Genomic DNA, 7,130 nt, shown 5'->3' on the forward strand with positions numbered 1-7,130 from the left:
AGCCGCGCCCCCCGCACCCCGGCCGATTGGGATTGGCCTTGCAGGCCTTGGCCCGATCGCCACCGCCGTGACCCCGGCTAGCGCCGCGTTTGCGGTCCCCGTTACCGCCGCCATGGGCCGACCTCGCCTTCGCAGGCTTTGGTTTGACATGCGCGGACCTCGACTTGGCCTGCTTCGGCTTCGCACGCGCCGACTGCGGCTTGGCACGAGCTGGCTTTGCCTGGCTCGGTCTCACGTTTGCGGATCTCGCCGCCTTCGGCTTGGAGGTCCGGTACGAGTTGGCGCTCGGTTGCCCCCTTGGCTTTGATCCTGAGGCCTTGGATTTTCCGTCCTTGGAATTGCCGGCCTTCGGCTTGCCGGCTTTCGCGTTGCCTGCCTTCGCCTTGTCCCCCGCGGGCTTTGGCGGGATTCGGCGGGCTTGAGGAGGTTTCAGGCCGTCACGGCCCTTAAGGGAGGGGCCGCGATTGTGGGGCCCCGCGTTCGGTCCGCGCATGTTGGGGCTCATCGCGCCGGCCCGTGCATCGCGTGTCGGCGGGGCGAGACCCATGGCGCGGTTGCGTTGCGCTTGGGCATTCGCAGGTCCGGGCCTCCCCCTGTTGGACTGGGCAGCCTTAGCGCGCTCAGCCTTGGCGCGGTCAGCCCTGTCTCTCGCGGCCCTGGCTCGGGCAGCATTGGATCTAGCGGCGTTGGACGTCGCCGCCTTTGATTTGGCGGCCTTTAATTTCGCGGCGGCCGGTGTCGCGTGCGGCGGCCTGCGGCCCGGACCCTTGTAGTCGGCCCCAGGGGCCAGTGCGCACCGCAGGCCCGCGATAGTTCGGGTTCATCGCTTCGCGGGGGCCCATCACTCGTGGTGGCTGGGCCCGCGCATTTCGATTGGGCTGCACGGCACGGGCCCTTGCACTCTTGGCGTTTGCTTTGGCGCGGGTCGGTTTGGGGGCGATCTTTTTGGGGGGTTTGCGCGGACGCGCCCCCTTCTTCACGCTTGGCGCGTAGGCATAGAGGTCGCGAGAGCCGCGCCTGTTCCACCCATGCGGGCGCGCTCTTTGATGCCCGCGATACACCTTGCGCGGCTCGATGTGCCTGCGCGTGACGCGCGACCAGTGATCGCGCGGCATGCCGTAGTTGTAGAGATAGCCGTTCCGGTACCGGGGCCGGCTTACATAGGTCGTGCGGCTGAATACGATCGTCAGGCTGGCGCGTGGCACCGCATAAGAGCGGACCGCAGGAGACACGAGGTAACGCGGCTGGACGAACACCCACGATTCCCGTGGCGGTGGTGGTGCATAGCGCGCCGGGCTGCCATAAGCGTAGCCTGGTGTCGGGACCTCTGGTGCCCAACCCACATATTCATCGCCGTAGCGCCACTGTACCCAGGCCGGCGCCCAGGTATCGCCGGGCACCCAATACCAGCCATAGTCGGGCTCAAATCCCCAACGGCCGTAGTGATACACGGCCCAAGCGAAGGGCTCCGGGGAATCCCAGTACCAGCCATATTCCTCGGTCGAGACCCAGTTGCCCACGGTGTACGGGCGCCAATCCGGTGCCACCGTACGCGGCAGCCACACATAGCCGTGGTTGGGATGGTCGACCCACTCGCCGAAGGGCGCGAGTTCGTCGTAGAACTGATCGATGTCGAAATAGTCCTGCTCCACGGCTGGCCCGCCGGCCTTGGCCTCATCGGAGACCAGCACACCCGGCGCCAGGGCGAGCAGCGCGAACGCGCCCACCAACACGATGCGCCTCAGGGCGCCTGAATACATCGTCTCAAAACCTCCGCCGGTCAGCCCCTCGGCGGAACGGACCCAATCGCTGCCGAGGATGAAGGTTCCGACCTGAACCCCCAGACTGAACGGGGAACCGGCCCTTGAGGCTGGCGCCATTCGCCCTATTGCCGTGGCCGCCCGACTTGGCTAGGCAGGGCGCGACCAGGAGTCAGAGAAGGAAAATCGATGTCGGGCGTCCCCTTTGTCGACCTGAAGGCGCAATATGCGCGGCTCAAGCCGCAGATCGCTGAAGCGATCCAAGACGTCCTCGATGGCGGGCGCTACATCCTCGGTCCCGCAGTCGCGAAACTGGAATCCGAGCTTGCGGAGTATTGCGGCGCGGCCCACGCGATTTCCTGCTCGAGCGGCACCGATGCGATCTTCATGCCGCTGCTCGCCTATGAGGTCGGCCCTGGCGATGCGGTATTCGTGCCCTCGTTTACCTTCACGGCGACCGCCGAGGCGATCCTCCTCGCCGGCGCTTCGCCGGTGTTTGTCGATGTCGAGGCGGACAGCTTCAACATCGACCTTGCAGACCTCGCGCAAAAAATTTCCGAAACCCGCGCCGGCGGTAAGCTCACGCCAAAGGCGATCCTCGCAGTCGATCTGTTCGGCTTGCCGGCGGACTGGAGCGGACTCAATACGCTCGCCGAGCGCGAAGGCCTTCATCTCATATCCGACGCCGCACAATCCTTCGGCGGCGCCTATCACAACAAGCGCGTTGGTTCGCTCGCGCCGGTCAGCGGCACGAGCTTCTTTCCGGCGAAGCCTCTGGGGTGCTACGGCGACGGCGGCGCAATCACCACCGACGACGACGGTCTCGCGGAGTTGCTCAAGTCGATCCGCGTCCACGGCGCGGGTGCCGACCGCTACGAGGTGGTGCGTATCGGCATCAACGGCCGTCTCGACAGCATTCAGGCCGCGATCCTTTCCGTGAAACTCTCGGTCTTCGACGACGAGCTCGAGGCCCGCGAGCGCGTCGCGCAGATCTATGACGAAGAGCTGAAGGACGTGGTGGCGACGCCAAAGCGCATCGAGGGGCTGAGATCCGCCTGGGCGCAGTACACCATCAAGACGGATAAGCGCGCGGCGGTGCAGGAGAAGCTGGGCGCGGCCGGCATCCCGACCATGATCTACTACCCGAAGCCCATGCACCTCCAGGTTCCCTATCTGCCATATGGCGGCGGCGAAGGCTCGCTACCAGTGAGCGAGGCGATCTGCCACCAGGTCATGAGCTTGCCCATGCATCCTTATTTGTCCGACGACGACGCAAGGCGCATCGCCGCCGCAACCCGCGACGCGCTCGCCTGACCGGGGCCGGTGACACCCCGAAAAGAACGTGCTAGTGCGGGTCCTGTGCCGAAGGAGCAACCCAACCGACGCCCCTTGAACAAGATTTCACGCACGAGCGCCCTTCTTTGCTTTGTCGTCGCGGCTTCTCTTGCCGGCCCAGCCAGTGGCGCCCAGTTCGACGGCTGCAACGTCAAGCCCACCTCGCCCCTCGTCGTCAACGTGAAGGACAGGGGCGCCAAGGGCGACGGGAAATCCGACGACACGAAATACATTCAGAAAGCGATCGACGAGGTCGCCGGCACCGGCGGCACGGTCTACGTGCCCAACGGGGCCTACATGGTGCAAGCACACGGCAAGAAGCGCCTCGTGCTCGGAAGCAAGATGACGCTGAAGCTTGCGGACCGCGCGATCCTGAAGGTGATCCCGACCGGCGCCAAAAACTACTCGGTCCTGAGGATACCCCGTGCCAAGGATGTGACGGTGATCGGCGGCACGTTGCAGGGCGACCGCAAGGAGCATAAGGGCCGCTCCGGCGAGTGGGGCATGGGCATCATCATCGGCCCCGAATCTGAGCGGATCACGATCGCGGGCGTGACGTCGCGGCACATGTGGGGCGACGGCTTCTATCTGGCCGGCGGCGAGGACATCGCTCTCTGCTCTGTCGTGGCCATCAACAATCGCCGCCAAGGGCTCTCCATCATCAGCGGCAACCGGATTCTGGTCACCAACTCCGAGTTTCGGGACACGCGCGGCACGCGGCCAAGCGCCGGGATAGACCTCGAGCCCAACAACGAAAGCCAGACCATCACCAATGTGCGGATCGAGCACTCTAAGTTCGTCAACAACGCCGGCGACGGGATTCTGATCGCAAGCAAAAAAGGTCGGGTCGCCAACGTCGAGATCCGCGGCAACCTCTTCGATGGGAACGACCAGCCGATTCTCGTCGAGAATGCGCTGGGCGTGCGATCGTCGGCAATTTGCGGCAACAGAATCATTGCTCGTCAGGGCAAGCCCCAGCAGACCTTCAACGCCTACGCGGAACCGGTTCAAGTCGCCGCCCCGCAGATCGATTGCCGCGAGGGATCCGACATGCGGTTCGAAAAGAACCGCTTCACACCGAGGAAGAAGAATAAGAAGAAACCGAAAGTCGGAAACTGATCGACCGAGCTGGAATAATGATCAGTCGGTGAGGTTGTAGCGGATCTGCCCCCAATCGACGTCGGGAACGGGCATATAAGGCGGATAGAATCGCCCGTGACGCGAATAGAGGCCGAAAAGGTAGGTGAACGGTTCGCTCAGCATGGGGCTCATGGGGTCCTTTACCCGCGGGTCCCAATCCTGCTGCGCCTTCGTCTCCCGGAGCGCAGCGAGATCTACCGGCTTGCTCCCCTCCGTGAGGCCAATCCAGCGTCTATTTGAATCGATCACTAACCAACCGCGATCTGTCTTCACCTCGGTCACCGCATGCGACTGGGTCTTCGGCGTGAGAAAAGACCGGAGCGGGCTGCCGGTGCCTCTTGTTGAGGCCACGAAGGCGTGACGCACCGAGAAGCCGAGACTGCTCAGGATTTTCTCGATGGCACGGCTACGGTCGAAACAAAGACCGGCCCTCGCCTGATAAAGATCGCTGAGCTCGCGTGGCCGATCGAACGGAATGCCTCGGTTCTCGTCGGCAATCGATAAAACCGCGTCCTGCACCGCAAAGATGGTCTCGATTTGCCCGGCGAAACTCTGAGGAGTCTTCTGTGCGATGAGATTCCCGTGCTCGGTCTCGCGCAAGATGCGCTCAGCGTAGATGGCATCGTCCGACGTAACATCGGTGGAGACATCGTTATAGGACAGAAGCGCCACGCCGCCGACGAGAGCAGCGACGATAATCCACACGGCATACTTTCTTCCGCGCCGCTTTCGTCGAGGGGCTGCAACGCGTGACGACAGTTCTGATGGTTGGCCTGAGTGGGAGTGTGGTCGGTTCCGCATGCTGGAAATTCTCATCTTGCCGGTCGCAGGATCGCAAGAGGTTCGGCTCCCAATGCTATAATCGGTATAACGCGGCGGCAAATGGACTCACCAGGTGAAATCGCGCTCAGGATTCGATGTTCAAGACTGAAGCTGTTGTCGTCGGCGCCGGCGCGATCGGCCTTGCGATCGCCCGGGCGCTGAGCCTTCGCGGGCGCGAGGTTCTCGTGCTGGAGCGGGCCGACAGCGTCGGCCAGGAAACCTCGTCGCGCAACAGCGAGGTCATCCACGCCGGTCTCTACTACCCGCCGGGCAGCCTGAAGGCGCGGCTCTGCGTCGAGGGCCGTCGTGCACTCTATCAATATTGCGCCGAGAGAGGCGTGCCCCACCGCCGCTGCGGCAAGCTCGTGGTCGCGACCTCGCTGGATGAGGAGGCGGCACTCCAGTACCTGTATGAGCGCGCCGCGGCGAACGGCGTCGAGGACATCGCGCTGATCGGCACCGGGCGCCTGAAGGAGATGGAGCCGGAACTACAGGCCACCGGCGCGCTGCTGTCGGGCACCACCGGCATCATCGACGGGCACGCGCTGATGCTCAGCCTCCAGGGCGACGCCGAGAACGCCGGCGCCACGGTGCAGTGCCGCGCCCCACTACTCGGAGGCAGTCTCGGCTCACCCTCGATATGGCTTCGCGTCGGCGGCGTTGAGGCCGCCGAGATCGAGACAAAGCTGCTTATCAACGCAGGCGGGCTTAAAGCGTGGGATGTCTCGCGCGGTCTGGATGGTCTCGATTTTGAGACCATTCCGCCGCGCTATCTCGCCAAGGGCAGCTACTTCGCCAAGAGCGGCCGCGCCCCCTTTGAGCGGCTGATCTACCCCGTTCCGGTCGCAGGGGGCCTCGGCGTCCACCTCACCTTCGATCTCGGGGGGCAGGCGCGCTTCGGGCCGGACGTGGAGTGGGTAAAGACTATCGACTACGAGGTCGATCCCGCCCGCGCGGGCGCCGTCTACGACGCCGTCCGCCACTACTGGCCGGGGCTCCCGGACGGCGTTCTCGCACCCGCCTACGCCGGTATCAGGCCCCGCGTCACGGGACCAGGTGAGCCCCCCGGCGACTTCGTCATCCAGGGGCCGAAGCAGACCGGGCACTCCGGCTACGTCGCCCTTTACGGGGTCGACTCACCAGGGCTCACGGCGTCGCTCGCTATCGGGGACTACGTGGCCGACCTCGCGAGCTAGACCAGCGGTTTTTTGAGAAACAACCCCATGCAAAGTAGCATAACGATCAACCTACCTCAGGACTCTGGGCCTAGCACTGTCAGGCGGGAGCTTGGAGATCTAGCTATATCAAGAGATCGCCGCAGTTCAGGACGCCTGGTCGGTAACGGAACATGACCGTTCACCTCAGCTGGTCCCAGAGGTCACTTTGGATTGTCTGAGTTTTGACCCGACGCACGGGATACCTACTTGCGGGACGCTAACCACTTCGACGATCGTCGCAGCATCCGAAATGACATGGCTTCAGGCGCAAGGAGTTCAATCATCAGGATCGTTTCCTCAAGTGATGTTCTGGGAAGTTTATGTGGCGGTCTCTAATGCGGGACGCGGGGGAGGTAACGCAAAACCGCCGCACTTTCCTAACCCCTCACCAGCAGGGTCACCGTTTCTGCCGACGCTCTTGGATTAACTCCACGGCCCGCATCGTTATATATTCTCGGTCAGTCAACCTGGCTTCAGGGAACCGCTTTGCCAAAAGCTTGTGCCACTTATCAGTAGCGGGCTGCACGCGGCGCACGATGATGTCAGTCAGCATGTGGCGTGCAGCGTCATCTATTTCATCATCGGTCATTGGCTGTTACAATCAGCACGCGAGACGTAGTGACCGAATTCCTAGGGAGTAAGCTGAGCAGTCGCCGCCTCTTGGTCATCTTGTTCGATCTTTCGAGAAGAACTCTTTTTTGCTGAGCTACTAGGACTACTGTTTTCGGCTGCCTGTGCTTGCACGGAGCGGCCTTCGAAGTAGGCGCCCTTGCCAATAGCGAGGGATTGGTGGTGGATATCGCCAACCACGTGCGTTTTTGATCTAAGGACGACATCACCCCCATAAATCGGACCC

Annotated in this window: 5 protein-coding genes and 1 pseudogene; 3 read left to right on the forward strand and 3 right to left on the reverse strand. The window is 63.2% G+C overall.

The genetic code is table 11. From position 1 onward, the window contains the following. Nucleotides 1–677 precede the first annotated feature (677 nt). Entirely contained in the window at nucleotides 678–1,760 is a 1,083-nt protein-coding gene (locus ACSLE4_RS14245) for a DUF6600 domain-containing protein (protein ID WP_435905092.1), read from the reverse strand. A 189-nt stretch (nucleotides 1,761–1,949) separates the two neighbouring features. Between ACSLE4_RS14245 and ACSLE4_RS14250 the strand changes: the two genes are divergently transcribed. Together ACSLE4_RS14250 and ACSLE4_RS14255 are read left to right on the forward strand one after the other, a co-directional pair. Further along, nucleotides 1,950–3,074 carry a DegT/DnrJ/EryC1/StrS family aminotransferase gene (locus ACSLE4_RS14250; protein ID WP_435905093.1) on the forward strand — a complete coding sequence of 375 codons (1,125 nt, stop codon included), beginning with the start codon at nucleotides 1,950–1,952 and terminating at the stop codon, nucleotides 3,072–3,074. A 75-nt stretch (nucleotides 3,075–3,149) separates the two neighbouring features. After that, entirely contained in the window at nucleotides 3,150–4,214 is a 1,065-nt protein-coding gene (locus tag ACSLE4_RS14255; protein ID WP_435905094.1) for a glycosyl hydrolase family 28-related protein, read from the forward strand. A gap of 21 nt (nucleotides 4,215–4,235) precedes the next feature. Here the strand turns inward: ACSLE4_RS14255 and ACSLE4_RS14260 are convergent, their stop codons facing one another. After that, nucleotides 4,236–4,940 carry a hypothetical protein gene (locus tag ACSLE4_RS14260; protein ID WP_435905095.1) on the reverse strand — a complete coding sequence of 235 codons (705 nt, stop codon included), beginning with the start codon at nucleotides 4,938–4,940 and terminating at the stop codon, nucleotides 4,236–4,238. Nucleotides 4,941–5,152: 212 nt separating this feature from the next. Between ACSLE4_RS14260 and ACSLE4_RS14265 the strand changes: the two genes are divergently transcribed. After that, nucleotides 5,153–6,253, forward strand: coding sequence for an NAD(P)/FAD-dependent oxidoreductase (locus ACSLE4_RS14265; protein ID WP_435905096.1), 1,101 nt, complete (start codon nucleotides 5,153–5,155; stop codon nucleotides 6,251–6,253). Between the two features lie 651 nt (nucleotides 6,254–6,904). Here the strand turns inward: ACSLE4_RS14265 and ACSLE4_RS14270 are convergent. Beyond that, nucleotides 6,905–7,130: pseudogene (locus ACSLE4_RS14270) on the reverse strand (hypothetical protein); the annotation flags it as partial.

The organism is Methyloceanibacter sp., assembly GCF_051306395.1.
Classification (GTDB): domain Bacteria; phylum Pseudomonadota; class Alphaproteobacteria; order Rhizobiales; family Methyloligellaceae; genus Methyloceanibacter.

What these genes read in the sequence shown, in the direction of transcription:
- ACSLE4_RS14245 (WP_435905092.1), bottom strand. Translation starts at nt 1,760, where the DNA reads ATGTATTCAGGCGCCCTGAGGCGCATCGTGTTGGTGGGCGCGTTCGCG.
- ACSLE4_RS14250 (WP_435905093.1), top strand. Translation starts at nt 1,950, where the DNA reads ATGTCGGGCGTCCCCTTTGTCGACCTGAAGGCGCAATATGCGCGGCTC.
- ACSLE4_RS14265 (WP_435905096.1), top strand. Translation starts at nt 5,153, where the DNA reads ATGTTCAAGACTGAAGCTGTTGTCGTCGGCGCCGGCGCGATCGGCCTT.